The following is a 22,848-nucleotide window of genomic DNA, read 5'->3' as shown; positions in this document are numbered from 1 at the left end:
GCTTTGCGGATGGTTCGTTGGATTCCCAAACAGGACTGCCATCTCCCCACAAGGAACAAAAATCATCGCTATGCTCCCCACAGACAGATGAGTCAGGTACGACCATCCTTTGCGTAATATCAAGGAGGATTTGATGATGCGGGAAGCAACCACTGGACTCGAAAAACAGATTGAGATCGCGACAAAACTACTCTCTCTGTCGGCAAAAATCGGATTACTGATTGGCGGCACATGCATCGTCAGTTATTTATTGAGCAACGGTCATTTCCCACAAGGCGTATCCGTTGGAGACAGTTTGCTATTTCTGGTCACGGCGTTTTGCTTTGGGCTGGTTTGTGTTTTCTTTTCAGTCTCCGTCACGGCTGTAGGGATATTACTTTCGCCGTTGTTCATACCGGTGCTTAGAAGCTTCGTCTGGCTACATGGAAAAATCACCGACAAAAAACCCATACTGGAATTCAAACGACCCAAAATAACCTTCCTCTCGGTGTTTTTTGGAATATGCGGCGCAGTGACCATTTACTTCCTCACCCACAAAAGCCCTTTGGAACATATTCAGCTCATCCTTCTGCCTATTTTTCAGTACATCGTTTATTCAGCCTATCTGGAACAAAACAAGAAAATAAAAGCAGCGCAGCCATCGGCACCCGAAATTGTTGATCCCGAGCATCATGACCAGGATCCGCACGCCGAAATGAAACCCTTGAAAAAAACCCGCGCCGTGATCGTCAGCGTCATCCTCCTGACGCCCCTTCTCATGGGGGGCGTGACTTCAGACTTGCTGCAAGCGGCCATGAGCTTCGCGCAAATACGTATAGAAAGGGCAACGATTCTGGTGAAACCGCCTTACGCCAACCTGTTGCCAACCCCCAAGGACTCACCGCTGGAGGACTACAAAAGATTTGAAAATGCGACGGTGATTTTCCGAGGTGTTGGCATCTCGACGCTCATTGAAATGCACTCCGAGGGAACGGCGATCCGGTTGGAGATCCCGAATGACTCGATCATTGTCGAGCGCCGTGTGAAGCCCATTGCCAAAGTCAGGAAAAATCCTGAGAAAACGGAAAGCTGATACCATCCGAACATTGACACGCTGAGCAGAACGACATGAATCGCCGCAAGAAAATAAACCAGTTATTGAAGGCTAACGCCAAGAAAGCCAGTGCCAAGCTGGCTCCCAAAAACAAGAATCAATACATCAGCAAAGCCGACCGATTGAAACTGGAAGCCGAATCCAGTGACGCCCCCATCACACCCACGCAAAGCTGACCCACATCACCGCCCCCTCTGAAGCGCTGCGCCAGAACCGCCACGCCTCGCTGCTTATCTCAAGGGATCCTGCAGGGCAACGACGGCCAACGACGCAGCCCAGGCCACCGAAACCCCGTAATTGAGCCGCTGGTACAGGCCGAACCAGTGGCCGTCGGCCAATGCCGTCGCCATCAGCACAACGGTCACGATGGCCAGGACTACGCAAATCGCCGAGAACATGACGAACCTGGGCGACGACAGCAGCGACCTGCCAAGGAAAGCCCACAGCGCTCCCGCCAGAGTGAGCGAGATGAACATCACCAGCCCCGCAAGATTGTGGCTCTGCTGCGAGACCGACGGTTGAACCGGCGCACAACCTTGGTCGCAGGAAAAATAGCCGGTCGCGAAGCTTGCCAAACCATGGACGAAAATCAGTACCGCGCTAAGCAAGGCCATCCGCGATGCCTTGAACCGTCTCGCTACACCTATTGCGAAGAGCACGAACATCACACCCAGCGGAAAATTGTTCACCCAGGCAGAGATGCTGTGGGTTGGCGCTCCCGCGGCGCCTAGTTGGCTCATGGCTTGATCCAGATGGCTGTAGCCTGGATAGGCCCGCGCAGTCAGTGTGACTCCCAAAAACAGCCAGAATGGAATCAATATTCCGCAGCCTAGCAAAGCGCGATCAATGGTTTTCATGCGGTGACACTCATCCATTGGCGCGAGTAGCTCTCGAAAGCAGGGATCTGGTAGGGGTCGATAACGTACCGGACATGGCAGGTGATCACAGGCTCAATCCTTTGAAAACTAAAAAACCAATTCTACACAGAGTGCGACTGAAGTGGCCTTGATAGCTTCTGAACAAAGAGGCGTCATCGCTGGGTAGCGTTATCCCGCTGAACGAAGCGAGCAACGCAACAGTCGGAGCAACAGGACCCTCGGCAAAGAAACCTGGCTCATGCCCCTACGATCTGCTGCCCTCGCCACATTGCTCACTTTCGCTGCAGGCACAGCAACGGCGGCGCCTGAACCGCTGCGCCTGGAAAGCCTGAAACGCTGCGGCGACCTGCTGGAAACCCAGCACCAGGACTGGTGCCTGACCGTACGCGGGTTGGGTGAGGCAACACCGCAGTTGAACCTGGGCGCACAGGTCATACCCGCAGACACTCTCCAGCGCGAAGGGAAAAACCTGCGCGTGCGCCTGGACAGCGCCAATTACCAGAGCGGCCCGCTCTGGCTGCAGGACGGCCCGCGCGCCAGCAATGCCGCCTGGCTGAGCCTGCGCAACAGTCACGTACTGGCCGCCGGGCCGGACGAAGTGGCGAAGAACATGGATGGCCTGACCACCTACGTCGACCTGGTCAGCGTACTGATCGAGGAAGACCGTGATGGCCGCCAGGAAGCCGAGCGCCTGGCCCGCAAGTACGGGGCAACGGTGGTCGGCAGCATTGCGCCGCTGAACCTGTACCAACTTCGCCTGCCGGCCAAGGACTTGGTGCAGCGCGACGCCCTGGTGCTGCGCCTGGGCAGCGAGACCAGCGTGGACGCCGTGGTGATCGAGGAGTCCTCGGCCGAAGAAACCGAGCAAGCCGCAGTCCATCCCGAAGAACCGAAGAAGCCAGCCCTGGACTCCGATGAGTGGGCCGCGAACCGCTTTCTCGACGCGGTGAACTACTATCAGGGCCGCCTCCCCGGGCGACAGCCGCCCGTCCAGCCGCAACCGGTGCGCATCGGCCTGATCGAGCGTGATGTGGATTTCGACACGACGGATTTCGCCGACTACCTCGGCGCCTGCTCACCGCCGCGTACCTGCGTCTACGCCCGCGATGCAGACAAACCGGACAACCATGGCACGACCGTCGCCGGCATCCTCGCCGCGCGCTGGGACGACAGCGGCAACACTGGTTTCCTCCGCGGGCTGGACAAGACCAGCGGTGGCTTCGAGGTCATCGTCGAGCGTAATTCCGATGCCGGGATCACCGCCAATATCGCCGCCTCGGTCAATCTCGTGGAGGACGGTGTACGCGTACTCAACTGGAGCTGGGGCATCCACCGCGTCGGCGCCAAAGACGTCAAAGGCGATGACGTCGATTCGCTGCTGCGCTCGGGCATCGCCATGGGCGGGTACGAGGAGTTGCTGGAGGAGTTTTTCCTCTGGCTGCGCAAGGAACATCCCGACGTGATCGTGGTGAACTCCGCCGGCAATGGCGCTTCGTTCTCGGGCAGCGACGAATACCGCCTGCCCTCCTCCTTCATCACCGAACAATTGCTGGTGGTCGGCGGGCACCAGCGCAGCGAGCGCACCGGGGTCGCCGTCGACGACCCGGCCTATGCGGTCAAGCGCAGTTCCTCGAACATCGACATGCGCGTCGACATCACCGCCGCCGCATGCGCGCATGCCTCGACGGCCAACGCCGGCCAGCAAGGCGCAGTGCATTGCGGCACGTCCTACGCAACGCCCATGGTCGCGGGCCTGCTGGCGGCGATGCTGTCCATCAATCCGCAACTCCACCCCGAACAACTGCGCATGCTGCTACGCCGCAGCGCCATGACCATCGGCGACAACCACGACTTCGAACAGATGGACGCCGAGGACCTCACTGCGCCCATCCTGCCGTCGGAGCGCCGCTATCAGCTCGACGACAAAGACGTCGGTCGCTCGGCGCGACTGGACATGCAAAAGGCACTGGACCTGGCCGCACAAAGCCGCGACCGCGTGCGTTGAAAGTCAAGGTCACGTCTCACTCAAGACGATGCCCGCCTTGCGCGGGCAAAACCAGCCATGCATCAGCCCCGCCTGGTAGAACTGTACCGGCGCCTCGAACCCAGCGGTCTCGATGAGACCGGCGACCTGCTGCGTCGGCAGGATAGCCACGTCTCGGGCGTAGGCGGCACGAGCTCTTGCCAGCATTTCCGGCTGTACGCCTGCAGAGGACATCAGCGTCATCCAGTTGCGCAGTAGTGCCTCATAGGCAGGTGATTCGGTGTCAGCGGCGAGGTCGGCGTTTGCCAGTATTCCACCCGGCTTGAGCCGGCGGGCGATCTCGTGGAAAAAAGCTATACGGGCTTGTGGCTCGAGCAAAAACTGAGACACCAGAAAGCAGGTAGCACCGTCGTGGTCAGGCTCGGCAGGCAGCGCGTCGAGGTAACCTTGGTGAAAGCTGCAACGCGAGAGGAAGCCTTCTTGTACCGCTTTCTGCCGGCAGATATCGAGCATGGCGTCCGAGGGGTCAACGGCGGTGAAATGCCAGCCGGGGTTCTGCTTGGCCAGGTGGGCCAGTTCCGCACCGGTGCCCACGCCGACACAGAGTATCCGGGCATGTTCCGGTAAGTCAGCGAACACCGCGTCAAGCAGGGTGTACAGGGCGTCACGAATGGGCGCCATTCCCGCCCATTGCTTATCGTAGCCGGCGGCCTGCTGGTCGAATAAGGCCTTGAGTTCTTCATTGCGCATGGAGAGCACCTTCCTTTGCGTCGTGACGGGATGAGGCCGCGATGGATGTGGCGACGCTTTCAGTATCCCATGGCTGTCAAGCCCCACCGGTTGTTCGGTAGGTGGATTGCACGAGCCCCGAAGGAAAGCTGCGGCTGGATACCAGTTTCAAAGCCACATCCCGCTCAAGCCCGCCGAACAACGGCCGCCCCGAGCCGATCAACACGGGAACGGTGGTGATCACCATATCGGCGACCAACCCATCGCGCAGGAACGACTGCACCACCCGCCCGCCATCCACATAGACGCGCTGCACGCCTTGGCTCTCCAGCTCCGCCATCAGATCCCTGGGTGCCAGATTGGAGAAACGCAGCTTGCCCTTCAACGCCTCAGGCACCGGCGAATCGGCTAACTGTTCGGACAGCACTATCACGGGCCGATCGTAGAACCAGGTGTCGAAGGTCCGCACCTTTTCATAGCTCCCGCGCCCCATCACGATCACGTCCTTGTCGGCGATGAAGGCTGAATAACCGTGGTCCTCGGAGGGGTCGTCGCGCTGTAGAAGCCAGTCGATGTCACCATCGGGTCGGGAGATGAAGCCATCCAGGCTGGTGGCGATGAAGACGTGGGCGGTGGGCATTTTGGGGGTTCCTTGTTGTTTTGCTTGAGCACCAATACAAGACCATCAACGCCGATTATGGAAATGAAAGTAGCGGCCGCATTCGCGAACGCCACCTTCATCACGTATCAGTCAGGCGTTCTTAGCGCGTGCCTCCATGGGCCTTTTCGGCGTTGAAACCATCGAAGTTATCGAAGACACCCATGAAGCCGGGAACGGTCAACGCTCGCGCCCAGTCGCGCTGGAGTTCGCAGTACATCTGCACGCGGCTGATGAGCTTCGCGCCCGCCTGTTCCATTCGGCGCAACGCCGCCTCGTGCGCGGCCAGTGACGTGCCGCCGACCGCATCGACCGGCACATAGACGTCATAACCTTCCTGAATCGCGTCGAGGACCGGGAACGTCAGGCATGCTTCGGTCCAGAGCGCAGTCATGATGAGCTTCCTGCGGCCGATCGCTTTGACCGCCTGCTTGAACTCTGTGTCTTCCCAGCTGTTGATCGAGGTGCGGTCATAGGTTGGTAGATGGCCGAGCACGTCCTGCAGCTCCTGGATCGGCGGCTTGTTGCGGCCGGTCGCGACGTTGACGGTCGAGTGAATAATCGGAAGATTGTAATTGACCGCCGCCTTGGCGACGCTCGTTATGTTGAAGACGAGCTCATCACGAGACATCGAGCGAATCGAGGAGACCTGGATCGGCTGGTAGTCGATGATGATCAGTGCCGAGTTCTCGGGGGACAGGAGTTGGTCGGTCTGCGGGTTGCGGATATTCTCGCTTGCCATTGGCAAATCCTTTTATGGGTAATCCACGCTTGTGGGAGAAATGATTTTCCGGGAGACATGCACCAGCGGCGACGTTGCCCGGAAGCAGCATTGTGCTGTTCCCCTATTCGGTGCAGTAGTAGCATTGCGCGGCGAACTGTGTCGCAAAATGGGGAACGCTGGATGGACATTGAAGAGCTGCAGACCTTCGTCGAAGTGGCTGATGCGGGGGGCATTTCACCTGCTGCGCTTCGGCTCGGCGTTTCCAAATCGATCGTCAGTCGCCGGCTCGTTCGACTTGAAACGGAACTTGGCGTCCAGTTGCTTGCACGATCCACACGCGGGGCGGCGCTCACAGAAGCCGGGGCTACGTTCCGCGACTATGCCGCCAGAGTCTGCGCCGAGATCGACATAGCCAAGGAAACGATCCTCCCCGCCGGAGCCCTTCGTGGCCGTTTGCGAGTCGCCGTACCACTCTCTTTCGGCCCGACGCATTTCGCGCCCGTGCTCGCGGAAATGGCACGACGCCACCCCCAGCTTCATATCCAGACCTGCTACAGCGATCGTTTCGTTGACCTCATCACGGAGGGTTACGATTGTGCGATACGGGTTGGCTACCTTCAGGACTCCAACTTGATCGCAAGGCGCATCGGCCCGACTTACACGCAGCTCGTCGCGAGTCCGGACTATGTGAAAGCGCATGGGTCACCTGAGTCGCCCGAGGAACTCGCCGCCCATGAGGCCCTCATGCAAGGCACCGAAGCCTGGCAATTCATGGATGGCGACAAGATCATCACGGTCCGTCCGCGGGGGCGCTTCAAGGCCGACAACGGCATCGCTCTAGTCGCCGCTGCAACTGCCGGACTCGGGATCGCGTACCTGCCCGATTGCCTTACCCACGAACACATCATTTCGGGGGCACTCGTACCGATCATGCCGCGTCATCCACCGCCCCCGGCAGGTGCCTATATCATCCGCCCGCCAGGCCAGCATCCCGCACGCAAGATACGGGTCCTCACCGAACTCCTGATCGAGTACTTCGGCGACTCTCCACACCTTGCGGCGCTGCCGCCGGTCTGAGGCATGACTGCGACCACAATGCTCGTCGTGACTCGACTCATCGAACAACCCGGTTCGTTGCATCAATGAGGTCTGCCTGGCCTCCGGCAAGCGAGGGCGCTGAAGCAGCCACCATGTCGTGTGGAAAGCCAAGGGTGATTGCGCTGGCAGCGTCCAGCTGTGCCAGTTGATCCGCCGTCAAGTGAACGTCTGCTGACGCCAGGTTATCGGCCATCTGCTCCGGCGTGCGTGGACCGATGATGGGCAGTGTTCCCTTGGCCAGCACCCAGGCGATCGCGATCTGGCCCGGTGTGTGGCCGGTTTCTTCGGCGATCGCTAACACGGCATCCACCGTCGAGGTCTTGCGCTCGCTGTTCTCGTCATGGATGACGGCCCCCAAACCCTGCGCACGACCAGTTTCCCCTTTACGGTATTTACCGGTCAGCAGACCGCCTCCCAGCGGCGACCATCCGACTGTTCCCAGATTGAATGCCGCCGCCATGGGCAGAAGTTCACGTTCGGCCGAGCGCTCCACCAGGCTGTGCTCCAATTGCACCCCCGAGATAGCCGACCAACCACGAAGCTCGGCCAAGGTGGCTGCCGTTGCCACACGCCAAGCCGGGAAGTTGGACAGTCCGCTATAGAGCACTTTGCCAGAGCGGATCAGGTCGTCCAGCCCCCGGACAATCTCGTCGATAGGCGTTACGCCATCAGGCATATGCACCCACAAAAGATCAATGTGATCCGTCTTGAGCCGCTTGAGGCTGGCTTCCACCGAGCTGAGCATGGCTTTGCGGCTATTGCCGGAGCGCAGGACGCCGGCACCGGGTGAGTCACCGAGCGAGAATTTGGTCGCCAGCACCACTTCATCGCGCTCGGTGGCCATGAAATCGCCGAGAATTGATTCCGATTGGCCAAATTGATACTGATCGGCCGTATCGATGAAATTGCCCCCCGCTGCACGGTAACCGTCGTAGATTTTACGGGCCTCGTCCAGGTCGGATCCGTAGCCCCATCCTTTACCGAAGTTGCCAGTGCCCAGCGCGAGCGAAGAAACCCGCAGGCCGGTATTTCCAAAAATGCGATAACGCATGGCGACCTCCTCATCAGGCGCGTCGCAAAGTCGACGCGCCGGTCCGGTGACGGGTTCTCAGGACCTCACGAACGCCAGAAGGTCAGCATTGAGCCTTTCCTTATGGGTATCGGTAATACCATGGGGTGCCCCCTCGTAGACGATCAGCTTGCTGTCCTTGATCAGCTCGGCCGAAGCTCGGCCCGCTGCATCGATAGGCACGATCTGATCATCGTCACCGTGAATGATCAGCGTTGGCACGTCGAACTTCTTGAGGTCCTCGGTGAAGTCGGTTTCCGAGAATGCCTTGATGCTGTCGTAGGTGTTCTTGTGGCCACCCAGCATGCCTTGCATCCACCAAGCGTCGATCACCCCTTGTGACGGTTTAGCGCCTGGGCGGTTGTAGCCAAAGAACGGACCGCTGGGGATATCGATGAACAACTGCGAACGGTTGGCCAGGAGCCCGCCACGGATGTCATCGAAGACCTTGACGGGCAGCCCTCCGGGGTTGGCTTCGGTCTTGACCATCAACGGTGGCACGGCGGAAATGAGACCGGCCTTTTTCACGCGCTTGGTACCATGACGACCAATGTACCTCGCCACTTCACCGCCACCCGTAGAGAATCCGAACAGCGTGGCGTCCCTCACATCCAAGTGGTCGAGCAACTGCGCCAGGTCGTCGGCGTAGTGGTCCATGTCATTGCCGTCCCAGGGTTGGCTGGAGCGGCCATGGCCACGGCGGTCATGGGCGATGCAACGAAAACCGTTGGCGGCCAGGTGATACATCTGCGATTCCCAACTGTCCGCGTCCAGTGGCCAGCCATGGCTGAACACCACAACCGGCCCCTTGCCCCAATCCTTGAAGTAGATTTCCACGCCATCTTTGGTAGTGAAGGTGCTCATGGTTTTGTGCACTCCGTGGTGGTTTTGAGGGGCATTGGTTCCAGACGCCTGAGCAGCCCCTTGACTGCAGCCGATGATCCCTGCGCAAAAGCGCAAGAGCTACGTAAAAACGGCAATTTGGAGATGAAGTTCTACCGATTCATGCAATGAGTGTGTTTGCCTGTTTTACGTAGTGCGGTGCAGGGATTCCAGCGACACTTCTACAACCTGAGCCGAGTAGAATGGCAAGTTGAAATGGAAAAAGCTCACGTCACGGGTAGGCAATCCCCCTCCCGGGCAAAACCGCAAGGCGGGTGGCAGGGCACAAAACACCAGGCAAACGTCGCCAGGGTGCTGACGCTGCTGCAAGCCCATGAAGAGCGACCGATTCGTCTGTCGGAACTGTGTCGCCATGCCGGTATCAGTGAGCGCACCCTGCGCTCCATTTTCAAGGAAGTATTCGGCATGGGACCCAATCGCTACCTGCATGTTCGCCGGCTGCATCTGGTCCGGGCCGCGTTGTCGATCGCCAGTGCCAACACCGAGTCAGTCAGCGCCATAGCCTTGCGCTTCGGCTTTTCCGACGGCGGCCGAATGGCGTCCGATTACCAAACGCTGTTCGGCGAATACCCCAGCCAGACCCTTATGCGGATGCCACCTTGAACAGTGCCTAGCGATGCGCAAGTGCTTTCACGGACCTCAGGGATTGTGCCGGGAGCATCCCGAAATGCTGACGATATTGACCGGCGAGTCGGCCAAAGTCCCAGACACCAAAGCGTGAACAAATACTGGTAATCGTGTCGCCAGGCCCTGCGTGGCGAATCGCGAAACGAATGGCGTGTAGTCGACGCACCATCAGATAGCGATGCGGGCTCATGCCCAGGTACTCATTGAAGACATTGCGTACCGTACGTTCGGAGGCACAGGTCGCATGACAAATGTCTTCGGTGTACACCGGCTGGATGTCCAGCACCTCGAGCAACTCCAGGGCCCGCTGGAGTATTTCCCTGTGGTCTCGACTCTGCCGGGCCCCGGCGTGTAATGGATCGATTGGCAGCAACAGGCGGAATACCACATCCATCACCTCCATGCGCGCGTCATGCTCGGCGCTCTCGGTATGCAGCACTTCGGGTGTATGGGTTTCGATGTGGAACAGACGGCGAGCCAGCCAGATCAGCGGAGCGATATTGCGATGGGCGTTGCTGACCATGTTGCGATGGAGCACGGAAAAGTCGAACTCGTCATCGCGGACCGCCGCCCAGCGCAGCACCAGTTCGCAGGACATGGCGACGGTCAGCCAACTGGCGGGACGTTTCGCATCGATGTGGAACATGGCGTTAGGCACCATCCAGCCGATTCGTCGTCGGTTGAACGCATGACCATCGACCACCGTGGTGTCGTGCCCTGTCAGGGGCACGAAAATATTGAAATAACCTGGCAGACCAACGCCGGTGTACACCGTTGCGGCGCCTTCGCGACCACTCATCAGCGCCACACCGTTCAAGTCGACAACGTTGAGTTGCCAGTCGCGCTGTTGCCTGGCGTGAAGGACATAGCGCCCCTGCACGCCATACAGGGCCTCTTCGAATTCATCGAATTCAGAACACACCAATTGGACCATTGAATGAACCTCAATGCCTTGGCAGCCTCCTTGCCAGATCGGAACTGGCAAATCAGCATAGCTCACGAATTCGATAGGCAAATGGACGACTGTCGCCGGCCATCTGCTATCAACCTGCCAGGTATTCGTCCGTGGAAATGACAGGTGCATAACCAAAAGCGAGTGCGGCCATGAAGGCTGCATGCACTTGAGCAGCGGGCACCGGTCCACGCGCGCTGGTTCTTGAAGGGTGCGTGGATCTCGCTTGACCACATGCCGAAGGAAAGCGGCGGCAGGCCCACCTAGCGGCAACACAGGCACCCACTGACCACCGGCTGATCAGGGTCGTTTTCGAGAAATGTGACCACGACTTCCATGCCCGTCCGGGGCGGCCCAATTTCACAACGCCAATCGACGCCCCCCTTCAGCCAACAACGACTCTTGTCGTCAAATCGATCTTCGCGGTCCCAGGGGAACTTGACCTTGATCCTTCCAAAGCGCCGATCACTCTGGATCCCCTCGTCTTCTAAAGCGACGACTACAGCAGCCTGCTTGCTTGGCACCTGAGGTTTCTTGTGAGCCAACGGCGGACGATAGGGCACATTCCATGGAAGAACGATAAAGCGGTTGCGGTAACCCTGATGGAAGTCATCCTCGCTGTCAGTGCTGCCACCGGCGACGTCCTCACTCAATACCTGTGGTTGCCGGCCTTCGTGGATGACCTGAGTCAGTAGCCATGGAGCGTTCCACTCCTGGCGCGGATGGCCTGAGATTTCCAGCACATGGCCACTGAGTAACCGAGTCTGGTCACTCTGCCCCTCAGCTTGCCGATAGGCCGCATGGCGGCGCTCCATAGTCCGAAGACGTATCTGCTTGCCGTGCTCATGACCGGTGAAACGCTCCGGCCGGTGATCTTTTTCAATGTCCTGCTGTTGCTCCACATCATAGTTGCGATGCGAGATACGACTGGTTAGCTGTCCCAGGCGCAGGTTGATGCGCTTGATCAGTGGCTCGTTGGTCACCCTGTCGCACGCTTGTCCATAAGCAGTCGGGTACTCCATCCTGGGGAAAACCGCCTGATCATCACCAAAGACCAGCACATGGCCTTGAGCACTGTGTTGGAAGTGAAAGTGGATACCCTCCTCCTCGCACAAACGCTGAATGAAGTGCAAATCTGTTTCGTCGTACTGGGTACAGCAGTCACGCTCGGGGTAGGTCGACCCCAGATGAAACCGATAGGCGTCGCCCAGAATGCCGTGTTCTTCCAGTATCAAGGCGACGATTTTCGGCACCGAGAACTGTTGATAGATCCTCCGGTTGATGCGGTGGCGCAAGTAGGACAGGTGCGGTACGAGGGCCAGGCTGTAGTGCGTCAGACGCTGGCCATGACTGCTTTGAGCGATGTGATAGACCCGCCCATGAATGCCGTTGCCCTTCGTGTCCAAAGCCAGAAAAGCCTCTGTGTCGAAGAGCGCGTCCAGATCCAGGTCAGACCGCTCGCTAACAAACGCCACGTTGAAGAGATAAGGCCTGCTGATTGCCTCTTCTCCGGTGAATGCGAGCACTTGAAAATCGTGCTCACAACCGTCGATTGTCAAACTGAAGTGCGTTTGATTGGCTGGGCTGAACATCCGCTGTTCTCTTTTTAAAACCTGCTGCTCGCCCCACGCCCATGTATGAAATAAAGGCTTGCATCGAGCAGCAGGCGACAAATCAAGTCAGATCACACACCACTCTTCACTTTGGTCCAGATCCGCGTGCGGATCCGCTCCAGTTTCAATGGCAGTGGCTCAAGTGGAATAAGTGTAGCGATCGTCTTTTTGTCTGGATAAATCCAGGGATTGTCTCGCAGCCTCTGCTCGACAAACTCAGCGGCATCTTTATTGGCGTTTGGGTATAGCGTGTGATTTGAGGTCTTGGCAATAACTTCTGGTCGCATCATATAATTAATGAACGCCATACCTTCTTTGGGATGGGGAGCATCTTTTAACAGGACCAGATTCTCCGACCAGGACAGCGCTCCTTCGCGAGGCAGACTGTAGGCAATCTTGCGCCCCGTGTTGGCCTTCTCGTTGATGGCCTGTGCAGCAAGGGCACCATTAGCCCAGCCCACAACTGCACAAATATTGCCGTCAGCCAGGTCGGCGTCGATTCTGGATGAGTCGAAATAGAGGACATAAGGACGGATTTTTAACAGCAAGGCCTGAGCTTTCTGGTAATCCTCCGGGTTCTTACTGTTGCTAGGGAGTCCAAGGTAATTCAACGCAATGGAAATGATCTCACTTGGAGAGTCAAGCATTGCCACACCACACGACTGGAGCTTACTAATGTTTTCTTCTTTGAAGATCAAGTCCCAGCTATTCACCGGAGCATTATCACCCAGCGCACCCCTGACTTTGTCAACGTCATAACCAATGCCGGTAGTGCCCCATAAATAGGGCACAGCGTAGCGATTACCAGGGTCATTGACCGCGAGTTGGGACAAGATATCGGGATCGATATGTGAAAAGTTACTCAGCTGATTACGATCCAACGGCTGAAGGACTCCCGCCTGGATCAGGCTGGGCAACACATTGGAGGTGGCCACAACCACGTCATACCCGGTGCGCCCGGCCATGACCTTGCTCTGCATGATTTCAGCGCTGTCGAACGCATCCATATGCACGCTCGTACCAGTTTCCTGTTCAAACTCCTTTGGCGTCTCCGGCGCAAGCAACCCGAACCAGTTATACAGATACATCCCGGGCTCTACAGCCGCTACTGATGTGCTTATCCCGGCACAGAGAAGCGAGGCCGAAAAAATGGTTCGCAAATGTGACTTTCTCATGCAACATCCTTGTCAAGACGATATGCCCTCATGGCTATCGTAAACCCTGGCAGCGAATATACCGGGTGCTACCGAATAGTAAATACCTACGAATACTTACCCTTGACCTGCCAATCCCTAACCCTAAAGGGGTAGAAAATGCCGTTTGACCTTCACAGCCTGGCTTGGCATCGATCGATTGGAAAGCTGATCATGCAGTTGAACCGTCCAGACTTCTGGAGTTCACTTGTTCGCACGTTAAATGAGTACGTGCAAATCGATAATTGGGTTGTATTGATTTTCAGCGATCAACACGTACAGGTCGTCAGTCTTCCTGAGGTAGCAGACGCGGAAGAAGTCGACGCATTCACTCATCGTTACGTGAAGGGGCTTTATCTACTTGATCCATTTTATATAGCTAATCGAGAAACCCCACAGAGCGGCTTCTTTCATCTATTGGATATTGCACCCGAGTACTTTCTTGAAACCGAGTACTACCACAAGTATTTTGCACAATACATCTCCATGGATGAGGCACAGTACAATGTCCAGCTCGACACCAATAGAACATTGTGCATTTCCATTGGCAGCAAAGTCCGCTTTAGCCAGGAACAAATAACCATGCTTGACATCATCAAACCGTGGGTAACCGCATTGATGCATCAGCGCATGGTTTTTGAAACTGACGTAGATAAAACCCTGACTGAGCCGCCTCTGTGGCCGGAAACGGTCAATCAGCTTGGCACACAAATAACAGCACGCGAGAGTGACGTACTCCGTTTATTACTCAGCGGCTTCTCCAATAAAGAAATAGCCGGAAAGCTGTCCCTCTCGGCGGAGACCATAAAAGTTCACCGCCGCAACATTTACGCAAAACTAAACATCAAGTCGCAATCTGAGCTGTTTGCTCGATTTTTCATGCCAAAACAAAATGTTCCCGCTACCCATTGAAGTCAGGGCAGCGGGCTGATTTGCGCGGTCATGCGCCTGCAAGCATCAAGTCCAGATTCTGTACCGCCGCGCCAGCGGCGCCCTTCCCAAGATTGTCAAACACCGCAGCCAGCAAAACCTGCCCGGTCTCATCATTCTCAAACACTGATAAGCGCAAATCATCAGTTCCGTTAAGCGCTTGAGGATCAAGGGACGTCAACTCCTTAGCTTCCTGCATCGACATCACCTGTACATGGCTCGCATCGGCGTAGTGCTGCATCAGACAGGCATGCAACTGCACCGCGCTCACGCCTGGCGCCAACAACCGGGTTTGCAAGGGTATGGTCAGCACGATCCCCTGCCGAAAAGCGCCATAGGCCGGCACAAACATCGGCCGCTCCGTCAGGCCACTTTGCTGCTGAATCTCCGGAATATGCTTGTGTGCCAGCCCCAGCCCATAAACCTGAAACGCCGACGCCTGTGCTGCGCCTGCTCCCTCATGCTCCTGCACGCCAACGCGTCCTTTTCCGGAATAACCCGACACGGCATGAATGCTCATCGGGTAATCCCTGGGCACCAATCCGGCCTCCAGCAATGGGCGCAGCAACCCGATCGCCCCCGTTGGGTAGCAACCGGGATTACTGACCCGCCGCGCAGCGGCGATGCGTTGGGCCTGTTGCGGATTCATCTCTGCGAAACCATAGGTCCAGTCTGGATGGGTGCGGTGCGCCGAACTCGCATCGATCACCCGAACGGCTGGGTTTTCGATGGTCGCTACAGCGTCGCGGGCGGCTTGGTCGGGCAAGCAGAGAATAGCGATGTCGCAGTGGTTGATGGCTTCGGCGCGACGTTGCGGATCCTTGCGATGTTCGGGGCTGAGTGTGAAAAGCCGCAGATCGCTGCGCTCGCGCAGACGTTGATGGATTTGCAGCCCGGTGGTGCCTTGGTCGCCATCGATGAATACAAGGGGACTTGCCATGGAATGCTCTCGGACATTGGAAATCAGGAGCCCAATCTTCAGCGACGCTCTAAGATAGGAAAAGTTGAATTTATAAACGATGAAATTCAGTTTTTCTGAACAAGGAAATCCTCATGCGCGAAATCAGCCTGGACCGTCTGCGCACGTTGGTAGCGATTGCCGACCTGGGATCATTTGCCGAAGCGGCCCGTGCGCTGCACCTTGCACCACCCACCGTCAGTCTGCATATCGCCGACCTGGAGGCGCGCGTGGGCGGCAAGCTGTTGTCACGCACGCGTGGCCGCGTTCAACCTTCAGCGATAGGGAACACACTGGTGGAACGCGCACGGCGCCTATTGGCAGACGCAGAGCAGGCACTTGAAGACGTCGAACGTCAGGTTCAAGGATTGGCCGGACGTGTGCGGCTAGGCGCCTCCACGGGGGCCATCGCACAGTTGCTGCCGCATGCGTTGGAGACATTGAGCCAACGCCACCCCGTGATCGATGTACAAGTCGCGGTGCTCACCTCCCAGGAAACCTTGAAGAAACTTGCCGAGGGCTCCTTGGAGATCGGTTTGGTCGCACTGCCGCAGTCCCCGGTGAAGGGCTTGCGGATCGAGCCGTGGCGACGAGACCCAGTCATGGCCTTCTTGCCAGCTCGCTGGGAGTCCCCGGAGGCTGTGACCCCCGCTTGGTTGTCCGCTCAGCCGTTGATTTTGAACGACACCACCACGCGTCTTTCGCGCTTGACGGCGGAGTGGTTCGCCAGTGATGGGCAGCAGCCTGCGCCGCGCATTCAACTGAACTACAACGATGCGATCAAGAGCCTGGTGGCGGCGGGTTATGGTGCGACGTTGTTGCCCCATGAGGCGGCCACGCCATTGCTCGATAACAGAATCGTCATGCGGCCTTTGAAGCCCTTATTGTGGCGTCAACTGGGGATTGCCCACCGCAGTCGGGACATCGAACGGCCTACGCAACATGTGCTGGATGTGTTGTGGGAGTTGAGCGCGGAGTGATTTTGTCTGGGCATGAGGTATTCTGCGCGGCGTAAAACACGATCCAGGCCTGCGGCGTGCCACTGCTTGTACGCCCCATTGATCGATCTAAAAGCGGCGCACCAGGAGGTCTGCATGTTGTTTGGACATCGGTTCGAGCGCACCGCGCAGGATGACCTGTACATCCACTCGCGCAACCGGGTGCAGAGCGCCTTCGTGCTGCTGACAGGCGTGCTTGCCTTCATCTTGCCGGTGGCGTTCGCCGTGTTTGTGACCTCTGATGAAGGCTCGCCCCTGACTGACCTGGATCCGCTGACTTCACTGCTGATCGTGCTCGGGCTGCTGCTGATTCCTGCACTCGGCCTCCTCCTGATGGTGTACACCGGCATCCGCGAGACCTTGCTGTTATCGCGACGCGACGGTGAAGGCAAGCGCCGCACCCGAAACTTTTTTGGGCGTCGCGAGCGTGTGCATTCGGTGTTTAGAATCGATACCCCCAAATGCCTCGAACTTCGCCGCCGCCAAGATGCCGAGCCCGCCTACACCCAATTGTGGCTGGTGATGCGCGATGGCAGCGAACACCGCCTGACGACCGACAACGTTCCGGTGGTGCCAGGAAGTCAACGCACCGACTTGTGGTTGCGTGAGCTGGCCGACTACCTGAACGTGGCAGTGCCCACCGAAGTCGTGGTGGGCTCGACGGCGGGAGTGAAGAAGGCTACCTACAGGCCTGCTCCAGCCCCAACCAGCGGTAAGGCGGTGAGGGAAGCCAGGCAGCGCAAAGCCAAGGGGCTCACGCCTGCCCATGCGATCACCGAAAAACTCGGCACGCCCGCACGCGCCCTGCTCCTTCTAATGGGTGTTTTCCTGGCACTATTGGAGCTGAGTCGTGTCATCGCATTGGTGCCCGCTCTGTTTGCCGGGCGGCTGCGTGTCGGCGGTCGAACGGGCACGACAACCTTCTACTGGGCCGAGCAACCACTCACCTTCTCATTCAACATGCTGGTGGGCATGGCCGAGGTGTTGATCATCGGATTCATCGCCTGGGGTTGTCTGCGCATGGCGATCCGGGGGCGGATGAGTTCCAATCCCTGAGGGCGGTCAATTCGACCACTGCTCGGTCAGAAACGGTGAGCAGGAAGCTGTCCCGTCAATATGGTAGACCCTCGGTTCTTCCGAAAAATAGTCCTCCAAGCCCATCATGAACATCCGATGGTCTTCACTCTCTTCGAAACCCGGCGTGTGATCCTCGAGCGATTGCCATCGCACGATCAGGTTGAATTGTTGGGGGGATTCAATCCCTTGCGCTAGCAGGTGACCGCAGTAACCCTTTGCGCGGGTGAGCAAAGGAGCAACCTCGGCAAATGCACGCCTGAACATTTCAATGCGTTCTTTGTGAATGGGGAGCAGAGCGATCTCATAAATCATGGCGTTCCTCGAACATGACTTGAACGGTTAAAAGTGCGCACTTACGCGATGAGCGATGGCTCGACTGCGATCGCGATTTTTCCTTGAACGCCGTTGTTGGGACTCTCCAGCCGGGCATGGGCAAGTGCAATGTCGGCAAGCGAATAGACAGCGCCAACATGTGGCCGCAGCTGACCTCGCGCGACCAATGCGCTCAACTCATCGAGCTTGCCGCGGTTCTGCCTTGTGAAAACGAAGTGATAACTCGCGTTCTTGCCCCAGGCCTGGACAAGGTTTTGTGGCTGTGCAATGTCCACGATCGAGACAACGCGGCCAAGCTGTGCCAGCGCGTCGGGGCTGCGCGACAAGGTATTGCCGCCGATGGTGTCGAACACAACATCAACGCCGCGACCACCCGTTTCCCGCATGATGACGTCGACGTAATCCTCCTTTTCATAGTCGATGACCACATCGGCTCCCAGGCTTCGCACGAACCCAGCGTTTGACTCACGCACGGTCGTGAACACCCTTGCCCCCATGGCTTTTGCCACCTGGATCGCCACATGACCGACGCCTCCCGCGCCGCCGTGGATCAGAATGCTTTCCCCCACTCTGAGCGCCGCACGCACGATCAGCGCTTCCCATACCGTCCCGCCAACCAAGCTCAGGCTCGCCGCCTCTAGATGGTTTAGCGACGGCGGCTTCTTCCCAATGATGCTTTCGGCAGCAACGTGGTACTCGGCATAGCTGCCTGGTCCTTCAAATATTTGCGGGGTGTACCAGACTTCGTCTCCTGGAGCGAAGGCTGTCACGCCTGGCCCAACTTCTTCGACAACACCCGATACATCGTGTCCGGTAATGGCCGGCAGTTGCACCAGGTCGGGATAGTCGCCGCGTCGAACCTGGTAATCCAACGGATTGATGGAGGTTGCGTGCACTCGGACCAAGACTTGTCCGGTGTGCGGTACGGGCTTGGGCACATCGCGGAGTTCGAACGATCCCGACCCGCCGAATGATTCAAGTACCATTGCTTTCATCGTAAAATCCTCGAATCTACAAAAAGGAATATCGAGATATCTCGATATATTACGGTAAAAAAAACTACAGCTCTTTCCCTATGACCTCGGCAAGCGCGCGGATGGTTGCTTCATTGCGCTTGTAGTAGGTCCACTGACCGATACGCCGGACTTCGACCAAGCCCACTCGTTGCAGCGTTGCAAGGTAACCAGACACCGTTGACTGCGACAGTCCGATACCTTCTTGAATACTGCTGACGCAGACTCCCACCGTGAGAACGTCACCTTCATCCTGTGGAGGGAAGTTCTTTGCGGGATCCTTCAAGCCTTTCAAGATTTCCAGGCGTGTAGGGTTTGAGAGTGCTTTGAATATTTCGATCAATTCCATGCCTCGAGAATATCGAGATTTTTCGATATGTCAATACGTAGCTTAGCTCCCCTCCCGGCAACCCAATATCTTGAGCAGCATGCCAATAGAACCATACCCACCACTCCACAGAACCCTCAAAGCTACCTTTAAATGGCAGAATCTCCTTAATTGATCGTTTTGGAGACCACCATGCTTCGCGTGTTTGAACAAAGACTCGACCCCTTCCCACCCGACGAGGTACCGCCGCCCCCCGAAGGCCTGGCGCGGTTTCTTTGGGCGTGCACACGGGGCGCCCGCGGCTACATCCTTGCGTTTGCGCTGCTCAGCGCCGGTGTGTCGATCTACGAAGCCTGGCTGTTTTCTTTCCTCGGTCAGGTCGTGGATCTGCTCTCGACCTGGCAAGCCGGTGGTGAGGCGGCGGCGCAGGAAAGTCGCGTGCTATGGGGCATGGGCATCGTCATGGTGGCAAGCATCGGGCTGGTGGCGTTGCGCACCATGGTTCAGCACCAGATATTGGCGATCAATCTGCCGTTGCGGCTGCGTTGGGACTTCCACCGCCTGATGCTGCGGCAAAGCCTGTCGTTTTTTTCCGATGAGTTCTCCGGCCGGGTCACCACCAAGGTGATGCAGACTGCGCTGGCCGTGCGCGACGTGCTGTTCACCCTGATCGAGATCGCACCCGGGATCGGCGTGTATTTCATTGCGATCATCGCATTGGCCGGCGGCTTCGCCCTGAAACTGATGCTGCCGTTCCTTGCCTGGATCGTGTTGTTCGGGCTGGCCATGCTCTACTTCGTGCCCCGCTTGGGGAAAGTCGGACAGGAACAGGCCCATGCGCGCTCCTCGATGACCGGACGGATCTCGGACGCCTACACCAACATCACCACCGTGAAGCTGTTCTCCCATTCCAATCGTGAAGCGCACTTCGCGCGCGCGGCCATGGAGGATTTCAAGCAGACCGGCTTTCGCCAGATGCGCCTGGTCAGCCAGTTCGAGATCGTCAACCAGGCGTTGGTGGTGGGGTTGATCATGGCCGCAGGCGGTTATGCCCTTTGGCTGTGGCACCAGGGCGAAGTCGGCGCCGGCGCAGTGGCGGCGATTACCGCCATGGCGTTGCGTATCAACGGCATGTCGCATTGGATCATGTGGCAAATGACCTCGCTGTTCGAGAGCATCGGCACCGTGCAGGACGGCATGGCCACCCTGACCCGCGGCCCCAAGGTGCAGGACGCGCCGGACGCGGGTGTACTGGTGACCTCCGGCGGAGCGGTCACCTTCGACAATGTGAGCTTCAACTACAACGGTGAACGCCAGGTGCTCGATGGCTTGAGCCTGAACATTCGTCCGGGCGAGAAAATCGGCCTGGTAGGCCGTTCCGGCGCGGGCAAATCCACGCTCATCAACTTGCTGCTGCGCTTCTATGACGTCGACAGCGGGCAGATCCGCATTGACGGGCAGGACATTGCCCACGTGACGCAAGACAGCCTGCGCAGCGCCATCGGCATGGTCACCCAGGATACGTCCCTGCTCCACCGCTCCATTCGCGACAACATCGCCTACGGCCGACCCGATGCAAGCGACGCGCAAATCCGCCGTGCCGCGGCCAATGCCCAGGCCGATGAGTTCATCAGCCAACTGAGCGACCGCCAGGGTCACAGCGGCTACGACACCTTGGTGGGCGAGCGCGGCATCAAGCTGTCGGGCGGCCAGCGCCAGCGCATCGCGATTGCTCGTGTGATGCTCAAGAACGCCCCGATCCTGCTCCTCGACGAGGCGACCAGCGCCCTGGATTCGGAAGTCGAAGTGGCCATCCAGGAAAGCCTCGATGAAATGATGCAGGGCAAGACCGTCATCGCCATCGCCCATCGGCTGTCGACGATTGCGGCGATGGATCGACTGATTGTCATGGATGATGGGCGCATTATTGAACAGGGTACCCACGCTGAATTGCTCGCCAGGAACGGCATCTATGCGCGGCTGTGGCACCACCAGAGTGGTGGGTTCCTGGGTGAGGATCGGTGGGTGACTGAGGCTATGGATCAGGTCTAAGCGTGAAGGGCCTGGGGTGATCTGCAGGTGGGTGTTTTGGGTCGTCAGCTGTCCTTCACAACGGGCAGCTTTCGGCCAAAAGCGGTCAGTGGATTTAGGGTGCTTGCGCCTCTAGCTGTAGCTTTGTAGGATCCTGCGAGCGCCTGACAATAGCGGTTCACATGAACAGCAGGTCAAGCCTGGAAATCGAGGGCGTTGCTTTAAAATCCAGACTTCGATTGCGCTGCTATCAGATATGGAGATTCTCCTACTTTGAATTATGGACAAGCTGTTGCAGTCGTCGAAGCCTTTCAAGATCTTGCACACAGAATTGACATTGAATTTCCAGAACGCCTCGCAGCACTCATGCGAATAGCGCATACCCCCCCTTCAAAGGCTGTACTGAGTAGCCTTGTAGATTTTCACTGGCTCGATGCCGAAGAAGCAGAACGAGAAATCAATGAGTGGCTTAACCCTGATGACCAGCAAGGTCGAACCTTTCTTCCCTTTGCGGCTACAGGCGGCGGTGAGCCTTACTGCCTGGTTCGATTGGAAAACGGGACTTCGGGGATTGCTCAGGTACTTCATTTTGCTCAGCCATCTCCACTTGCCCATGCCGATATCTCATCGTTCGTGACAAGGGAATACGTACGCGTCGCTACGGACTTATCTTGGCTACCGCCTCGAATGGACTTCAATATCGCACTGAAAAGTGAAGTGGCATTGATCGAAACGGTTTTACTACCCGCAGACTATGCGCTTCTTGAGGCCCTGTTTAGTCGACAGTGTGTCGCCATGAATTACCAGGCTGGCCCTCGAGGCATCTCGAAAATTGTCAAAGCCTTCATCTCTCAAGAAGAAGAGGAATCGTTAGCCGCCCGACTACGCCATCCGAACCCAACCGAGTTCGAAGCTCTTCGTGCTTGGATGCGCTGAATGTGTCTCCACTAGGAACCGAGCCAGTGCCGGCCAACACTCACCACTTGCCAATACTCGCTTTGGGTTTTTGCCCGTCCCAATAGACAGCAATCGACCAAAAGCATCGTTCGATCCACTACCTTCCAGCCAAAGAGCGAAAACCTCTCGATCGGTGAAAGCTAGTCTCTAAGGGTACGCATTATTTCCTCGACCACCGGCTTCGTGTATTTCTCACTGGGATCAGTTTCCGGTGGGTCGTTACTGCGGAACCATTCACCTTGATCGAATGCCTGGTAAAGCGAGAAAGCGGGCTGAGGCATGTCATTAGTCATACCTACTTCAACCACAGCATTTATGATCCCGTTCATAACGCCGTCGCAAAAATCATAGAGCAGAGATCCTTGTAGATAGCCTTCCGCAACCGCGACGGACAGCTCGTTCAGCACATCATGCGGTGCAACGCCGAACCTTTCGCAAATAGGGACAAGATCACTCAGCGTTAAACCGTCTGCTTCCGCTTTCACCGACAGTTCCTTGAATTCGATCTTCGGTAACACCATGATCATGAGCTTCTTCCGGTTAGGTGCGAAGGTAGCGCTTACAGAGTAGCCGCACAGCGCTGCCACACGTCAATTCCATGCTGCAATACGGATTCATGGTCGGTCAACTTCAGCTACAGGCAATGTCCGCTTTGGGTCGGAAGCAGCCCTTCGCTTCCGACCCGATCCATCTTGGGAAAAA

General features: G+C 57.5%; 24 protein-coding genes and 2 pseudogenes. 10 read left to right on the top strand and 16 right to left on the bottom strand.

What is annotated here, in order from left to right:
* Positions 1-133: 133 nt before the first annotated feature.
* Positions 134-1,072, top strand: coding sequence for a hypothetical protein (locus HU749_RS14235; RefSeq protein ID WP_095962218.1), 939 nt, complete (start codon positions 134-136; stop codon positions 1,070-1,072).
* Between the two features lie 35 nt (positions 1,073-1,107).
* Entirely contained in the window at positions 1,108-1,269 is a 162-nt protein-coding gene (locus HU749_RS14230) for a DUF2986 domain-containing protein (RefSeq protein WP_014338599.1), read from the top strand.
* A 54-nt stretch (positions 1,270-1,323) separates the two neighbouring features.
* Here HU749_RS14230 and HU749_RS14225 read toward each other — a convergent pair whose 3' ends face one another.
* Positions 1,324-1,950, bottom strand: a complete 627-nt coding sequence (locus HU749_RS14225) for a DUF998 domain-containing protein (protein WP_186650715.1) — start codon at positions 1,948-1,950, stop codon at positions 1,324-1,326.
* A gap of 5 nt (positions 1,951-1,955) precedes the next feature.
* A pseudogene (locus HU749_RS29240) lies at positions 1,956-2,039 on the bottom strand (NIPSNAP family protein); the annotation flags it as partial.
* Between the two features lie 170 nt (positions 2,040-2,209).
* Here HU749_RS29240 and HU749_RS14220 point away from each other — a divergent pair.
* Positions 2,210-3,976, top strand: a complete 1,767-nt coding sequence (locus tag HU749_RS14220) for a S8/S53 family peptidase (RefSeq protein ID WP_186650717.1) — start codon at positions 2,210-2,212, stop codon at positions 3,974-3,976.
* Between the two features lie 9 nt (positions 3,977-3,985).
* Here the strand turns inward: HU749_RS14220 and HU749_RS14215 are convergent, their stop codons facing one another.
* The 3 genes from HU749_RS14215 to HU749_RS14205 all read right to left on the bottom strand — a co-directional run bounded on the left by HU749_RS14215 (position 3,986) and on the right by HU749_RS14205 (position 6,084).
* The gene (locus HU749_RS14215; RefSeq protein ID WP_186650720.1) at positions 3,986-4,705 is read right to left on the bottom strand and encodes a class I SAM-dependent methyltransferase; all 720 of its coding nucleotides are present in this window, start codon (positions 4,703-4,705) and stop codon (positions 3,986-3,988) included.
* A gap of 76 nt (positions 4,706-4,781) precedes the next feature.
* Complete coding sequence (locus HU749_RS14210) at positions 4,782-5,324, bottom strand: dihydrofolate reductase family protein (protein WP_095974405.1); 543 nt, start codon at positions 5,322-5,324, stop codon at positions 4,782-4,784.
* Between the two features lie 121 nt (positions 5,325-5,445).
* Entirely contained in the window at positions 5,446-6,084 is a 639-nt protein-coding gene (locus tag HU749_RS14205) for a hydrolase (RefSeq protein WP_046062277.1), read from the bottom strand.
* 162 nt (positions 6,085-6,246) lie between these two features.
* Here HU749_RS14205 and HU749_RS14200 point away from each other — a divergent pair, with 162 nt between their 5' ends.
* Positions 6,247-7,143 (top strand): LysR family transcriptional regulator, encoded by an 897-nt coding sequence (locus HU749_RS14200; RefSeq protein ID WP_041475961.1) that lies wholly within the window; start codon positions 6,247-6,249, stop codon positions 7,141-7,143.
* A 37-nt stretch (positions 7,144-7,180) separates the two neighbouring features.
* On the opposite strand, the gene HU749_RS14195 is transcribed toward HU749_RS14200, so the two are convergent.
* Together HU749_RS14195 and HU749_RS14190 are read right to left on the bottom strand one after the other, a co-directional pair.
* On the bottom strand, positions 7,181-8,215 hold the full coding sequence (locus tag HU749_RS14195; protein WP_046062275.1) for an aldo/keto reductase: 1,035 nt from the start codon (positions 8,213-8,215) through the stop codon (positions 7,181-7,183).
* 57 nt (positions 8,216-8,272) lie between these two features.
* On the bottom strand, positions 8,273-9,097 hold the full coding sequence (locus HU749_RS14190; RefSeq protein ID WP_186650722.1) for an alpha/beta fold hydrolase: 825 nt from the start codon (positions 9,095-9,097) through the stop codon (positions 8,273-8,275).
* A gap of 156 nt (positions 9,098-9,253) precedes the next feature.
* Here HU749_RS14190 and HU749_RS14185 point away from each other — a divergent pair, with 156 nt between their 5' ends.
* Complete coding sequence (locus tag HU749_RS14185) at positions 9,254-9,739, top strand: helix-turn-helix transcriptional regulator (RefSeq protein ID WP_186650724.1); 486 nt, start codon at positions 9,254-9,256, stop codon at positions 9,737-9,739.
* 7 nt (positions 9,740-9,746) lie between these two features.
* Here HU749_RS14185 and HU749_RS14180 read toward each other — a convergent pair whose 3' ends face one another.
* The 4 genes and pseudogenes from HU749_RS14180 to HU749_RS14170 all read right to left on the bottom strand — a co-directional run bounded on the left by HU749_RS14180 (position 9,747) and on the right by HU749_RS14170 (position 13,503).
* The gene (locus tag HU749_RS14180; protein WP_186650726.1) at positions 9,747-10,697 is read right to left on the bottom strand and encodes an AraC family transcriptional regulator; all 951 of its coding nucleotides are present in this window, start codon (positions 10,695-10,697) and stop codon (positions 9,747-9,749) included.
* Between the two features lie 109 nt (positions 10,698-10,806).
* A pseudogene (locus HU749_RS29480) lies at positions 10,807-10,899 on the bottom strand (cysteine hydrolase); the annotation flags it as partial.
* Positions 10,900-10,978: 79 nt separating this feature from the next.
* Complete coding sequence (gene tssI, locus HU749_RS14175; RefSeq protein WP_186650728.1) at positions 10,979-12,307, bottom strand: type VI secretion system tip protein TssI/VgrG; 1,329 nt, start codon at positions 12,305-12,307, stop codon at positions 10,979-10,981.
* Positions 12,308-12,399: 92 nt separating this feature from the next.
* Entirely contained in the window at positions 12,400-13,503 is a 1,104-nt protein-coding gene (locus tag HU749_RS14170; RefSeq protein WP_186650730.1) for a polyamine ABC transporter substrate-binding protein, read from the bottom strand.
* Between the two features lie 138 nt (positions 13,504-13,641).
* On the opposite strand from HU749_RS14170, the gene HU749_RS14165 reads away from it, so the two are divergent.
* Positions 13,642-14,433: a response regulator transcription factor gene (locus HU749_RS14165; RefSeq protein WP_095962227.1), complete on the top strand. Its 792-nt coding sequence runs from the start codon at positions 13,642-13,644 to the stop codon at positions 14,431-14,433.
* 28 nt (positions 14,434-14,461) lie between these two features.
* On the opposite strand, the gene argC is transcribed toward HU749_RS14165, so the two are convergent.
* The gene (argC, locus tag HU749_RS14160; protein WP_095962228.1) at positions 14,462-15,391 is read right to left on the bottom strand and encodes an N-acetyl-gamma-glutamyl-phosphate reductase; all 930 of its coding nucleotides are present in this window, start codon (positions 15,389-15,391) and stop codon (positions 14,462-14,464) included.
* Between the two features lie 113 nt (positions 15,392-15,504).
* Here argC and HU749_RS14155 point away from each other — a divergent pair, with 113 nt between their 5' ends.
* Together HU749_RS14155 and HU749_RS14150 are read left to right on the top strand one after the other, a co-directional pair.
* The gene (locus HU749_RS14155; RefSeq protein ID WP_095962229.1) at positions 15,505-16,389 is read left to right on the top strand and encodes a LysR family transcriptional regulator; all 885 of its coding nucleotides are present in this window, start codon (positions 15,505-15,507) and stop codon (positions 16,387-16,389) included.
* A 114-nt stretch (positions 16,390-16,503) separates the two neighbouring features.
* Entirely contained in the window at positions 16,504-17,463 is a 960-nt protein-coding gene (locus tag HU749_RS14150) for a hypothetical protein (RefSeq protein ID WP_186650732.1), read from the top strand.
* Between the two features lie 6 nt (positions 17,464-17,469).
* Here the strand turns inward: HU749_RS14150 and HU749_RS14145 are convergent, their stop codons facing one another.
* The 3 genes from HU749_RS14145 to HU749_RS14135 all read right to left on the bottom strand — a co-directional run bounded on the left by HU749_RS14145 (position 17,470) and on the right by HU749_RS14135 (position 19,179).
* On the bottom strand, positions 17,470-17,796 hold the full coding sequence (locus tag HU749_RS14145; protein WP_027912269.1) for an antibiotic biosynthesis monooxygenase family protein: 327 nt from the start codon (positions 17,794-17,796) through the stop codon (positions 17,470-17,472).
* Positions 17,797-17,837: 41 nt separating this feature from the next.
* The gene (locus tag HU749_RS14140; protein WP_186650734.1) at positions 17,838-18,812 is read right to left on the bottom strand and encodes a zinc-dependent alcohol dehydrogenase family protein; all 975 of its coding nucleotides are present in this window, start codon (positions 18,810-18,812) and stop codon (positions 17,838-17,840) included.
* Between the two features lie 64 nt (positions 18,813-18,876).
* Positions 18,877-19,179, bottom strand: a complete 303-nt coding sequence (locus HU749_RS14135) for an ArsR/SmtB family transcription factor (RefSeq protein WP_186650736.1) — start codon at positions 19,177-19,179, stop codon at positions 18,877-18,879.
* Between the two features lie 171 nt (positions 19,180-19,350).
* Here HU749_RS14135 and HU749_RS14130 point away from each other — a divergent pair, with 171 nt between their 5' ends.
* Both HU749_RS14130 and HU749_RS14125 read left to right on the top strand, forming a co-directional pair.
* Positions 19,351-21,210 (top strand): ABC transporter ATP-binding protein, encoded by a 1,860-nt coding sequence (locus HU749_RS14130; protein ID WP_186650738.1) that lies wholly within the window; start codon positions 19,351-19,353, stop codon positions 21,208-21,210.
* A gap of 252 nt (positions 21,211-21,462) precedes the next feature.
* Positions 21,463-22,125 carry an SMI1/KNR4 family protein gene (locus HU749_RS14125; protein WP_186650740.1) on the top strand — a complete coding sequence of 221 codons (663 nt, stop codon included), beginning with the start codon at positions 21,463-21,465 and terminating at the stop codon, positions 22,123-22,125.
* Positions 22,126-22,286: 161 nt separating this feature from the next.
* On the opposite strand, the gene HU749_RS14120 is transcribed toward HU749_RS14125, so the two are convergent.
* Positions 22,287-22,673, bottom strand: coding sequence for a hypothetical protein (locus HU749_RS14120; protein ID WP_186650742.1), 387 nt, complete (start codon positions 22,671-22,673; stop codon positions 22,287-22,289).
* Positions 22,674-22,848 lie beyond the last annotated feature (175 nt).

Origin of the sequence: Pseudomonas ogarae (genome assembly GCF_014268695.2) — a bacterium.
Taxonomy (GTDB): domain Bacteria; phylum Pseudomonadota; class Gammaproteobacteria; order Pseudomonadales; family Pseudomonadaceae; genus Aquipseudomonas; species Aquipseudomonas kilonensis.
Note: the sequence above shows the minus strand (reverse complement) of the source record. Positions and strands in the feature narration are given on the sequence as shown.

Excerpts from the sequence above, each read along its gene's own strand:
- HU749_RS14170 (WP_186650730.1), bottom strand. The coding sequence starts at position 13,503 with ATGAGAAAGTCACATTTGCGAACCATTTTTTCGGCCTCGCTTCTCTGT.
- tssI (WP_186650728.1), bottom strand. The coding sequence starts at position 12,307 with ATGTTCAGCCCAGCCAATCAAACGCACTTCAGTTTGACAATCGACGGT.
- HU749_RS14190 (WP_186650722.1), bottom strand. The coding sequence starts at position 9,097 with ATGAGCACCTTCACTACCAAAGATGGCGTGGAAATCTACTTCAAGGAT.
- HU749_RS14225 (WP_186650715.1), bottom strand. The coding sequence starts at position 1,950 with ATGAAAACCATTGATCGCGCTTTGCTAGGCTGCGGAATATTGATTCCA.
- HU749_RS14120 (WP_186650742.1), bottom strand. The coding sequence starts at position 22,673 with ATGATCATGGTGTTACCGAAGATCGAATTCAAGGAACTGTCGGTGAAA.
- HU749_RS14145 (WP_027912269.1), bottom strand. The coding sequence starts at position 17,796 with ATGATTTATGAGATCGCTCTGCTCCCCATTCACAAAGAACGCATTGAA.
- HU749_RS14135 (WP_186650736.1), bottom strand. The coding sequence starts at position 19,179 with ATGGAATTGATCGAAATATTCAAAGCACTCTCAAACCCTACACGCCTG.
- HU749_RS14205 (WP_046062277.1), bottom strand. The coding sequence starts at position 6,084 with ATGGCAAGCGAGAATATCCGCAACCCGCAGACCGACCAACTCCTGTCC.
- HU749_RS14165 (WP_095962227.1), top strand. The coding sequence starts at position 13,642 with ATGCCGTTTGACCTTCACAGCCTGGCTTGGCATCGATCGATTGGAAAG.
- HU749_RS14180 (WP_186650726.1), bottom strand. The coding sequence starts at position 10,697 with ATGGTCCAATTGGTGTGTTCTGAATTCGATGAATTCGAAGAGGCCCTG.
- argC (WP_095962228.1), bottom strand. The coding sequence starts at position 15,391 with ATGGCAAGTCCCCTTGTATTCATCGATGGCGACCAAGGCACCACCGGG.
- HU749_RS14140 (WP_186650734.1), bottom strand. The coding sequence starts at position 18,812 with ATGAAAGCAATGGTACTTGAATCATTCGGCGGGTCGGGATCGTTCGAA.
- HU749_RS14235 (WP_095962218.1), top strand. The coding sequence starts at position 134 with ATGATGCGGGAAGCAACCACTGGACTCGAAAAACAGATTGAGATCGCG.
- HU749_RS14130 (WP_186650738.1), top strand. The coding sequence starts at position 19,351 with ATGCTTCGCGTGTTTGAACAAAGACTCGACCCCTTCCCACCCGACGAG.
- HU749_RS14195 (WP_046062275.1), bottom strand. The coding sequence starts at position 8,215 with ATGCGTTATCGCATTTTTGGAAATACCGGCCTGCGGGTTTCTTCGCTC.
- HU749_RS14200 (WP_041475961.1), top strand. The coding sequence starts at position 6,247 with ATGGACATTGAAGAGCTGCAGACCTTCGTCGAAGTGGCTGATGCGGGG.
- HU749_RS14155 (WP_095962229.1), top strand. The coding sequence starts at position 15,505 with ATGCGCGAAATCAGCCTGGACCGTCTGCGCACGTTGGTAGCGATTGCC.
- HU749_RS14230 (WP_014338599.1), top strand. The coding sequence starts at position 1,108 with ATGAATCGCCGCAAGAAAATAAACCAGTTATTGAAGGCTAACGCCAAG.
- HU749_RS14210 (WP_095974405.1), bottom strand. The coding sequence starts at position 5,324 with ATGCCCACCGCCCACGTCTTCATCGCCACCAGCCTGGATGGCTTCATC.
- HU749_RS14220 (WP_186650717.1), top strand. The coding sequence starts at position 2,210 with ATGCCCCTACGATCTGCTGCCCTCGCCACATTGCTCACTTTCGCTGCA.
- HU749_RS14150 (WP_186650732.1), top strand. The coding sequence starts at position 16,504 with ATGTTGTTTGGACATCGGTTCGAGCGCACCGCGCAGGATGACCTGTAC.
- HU749_RS14215 (WP_186650720.1), bottom strand. The coding sequence starts at position 4,705 with ATGCGCAATGAAGAACTCAAGGCCTTATTCGACCAGCAGGCCGCCGGC.